The sequence below is a fragment of the Enterobacter sp. 342 genome (assembly GCF_036663495.1).
Classification (GTDB): Bacteria; Pseudomonadota; Gammaproteobacteria; order Enterobacterales; family Enterobacteriaceae; genus Enterobacter.
Genome location: NZ_JAWUEI010000110.1, coordinates 1 through 1,134 on the forward strand (window position 1 = coordinate 1; position 1,134 = coordinate 1,134).

Below are 1,134 nucleotides of genomic sequence, written 5' to 3' on the forward strand. Positions count from 1 at the left end.
CGAGGGCTTTACTAAGCTTGCCCCTTCCGCCGTTGTCATAATCGGTTATGGCATCGCATTTTATTTTCTTTCTCTGGTTCTGAAATCCATCCCTGTCGGTGTTGCTTATGCAGTCTGGTCGGGACTCGGCGTCGTCATAATTACAGCCATTGCCTGGTTGCTTCATGGGCAAAAGCTTGATGCGTGGGGCTTTGTAGGTATGGGGCTCATAATTGCTGCCTTTTTGCTCGCCCGATCCCCATCGTGGAAGTCGCTGCGGAGGCCGACGCCATGGTGACGGTGTTCGGCATTCTGAATCTCACCGAGGACTCCTTCTTCGATGAGAGCCGGCGGCTAGACCCCGCCGGCGCTGTCACCGCGGCGATCGAAATGCTGCGAGTCGGATCAGACGTCGTGGATGTCGGACCGGCCGCCAGCCATCCGGACGCGAGGCCTGTATCGCCGGCCGATGAGATCAGACGTATTGCGCCGCTCTTAGACGCCCTGTCCGATCAGATGCACCGTGTTTCAATCGACAGCTTCCAACCGGAAACCCAGCGCTATGCGCTCAAGCGCGGCGTGGGCTACCTGAACGATATCCAAGGATTTCCTGACCCTGCGCTCTATCCCGATATTGCTGAGGCGGACTGCAGGCTGGTGGTTATGCACTCAGCGCAGCGGGATGGCATCGCCACCCGCACCGGTCACCTTCGACCCGAAGACGCGCTCGACGAGATTGTGCGGTTCTTCGAGGCGCGGGTTTCCGCCTTGCGACGGAGCGGGGTCGCTGCCGACCGGCTCATCCTCGATCCGGGGATGGGATTTTTCTTGAGCCCCGCACCGGAAACATCGCTGCACGTGCTGTCGAACCTTCAAAAGCTGAAGTCGGCGTTGGGGCTTCCGCTATTGGTCTCGGTGTCGCGGAAATCCTTCTTGGGCGCCACCGTTGGCCTTCCTGTAAAGGATCTGGGTCCAGCGAGCCTTGCGGCGGAACTTCACGCGATCGGCAATGGCGCTGACTACGTCCGCACCCACGCGCCTGGAGATCTGCGAAGCGCAATCACCTTCTCGGAAACCCTCGCGAAATTTCGCAGTCGCGACGCCAGAGACCGAGGGTTAGATCATGCCTAGCATTCACCTTCCGGCCGCCCGCTA

2 protein-coding genes are annotated in these 1,134 nt (G+C 59.7%); both read left to right on the forward strand.

Annotation, left to right across the window (positions count from 1 at the left end):
• Positions 1–277, forward strand: a 277-nt coding sequence (locus V6E55_RS25475) for a DMT family transporter (protein WP_017900405.1), incomplete at its 5' end; no start/stop codon positions are given.
• Positions 271–1,110: a sulfonamide-resistant dihydropteroate synthase Sul1 gene (sul1, locus tag V6E55_RS25480; RefSeq protein WP_000259031.1), complete on the forward strand. Its 840-nt coding sequence runs from the start codon at positions 271–273 to the stop codon at positions 1,108–1,110. The genes V6E55_RS25475 and sul1, both read left to right, overlap by 7 nt.
• Positions 1,111–1,134 lie beyond the last annotated feature (24 nt).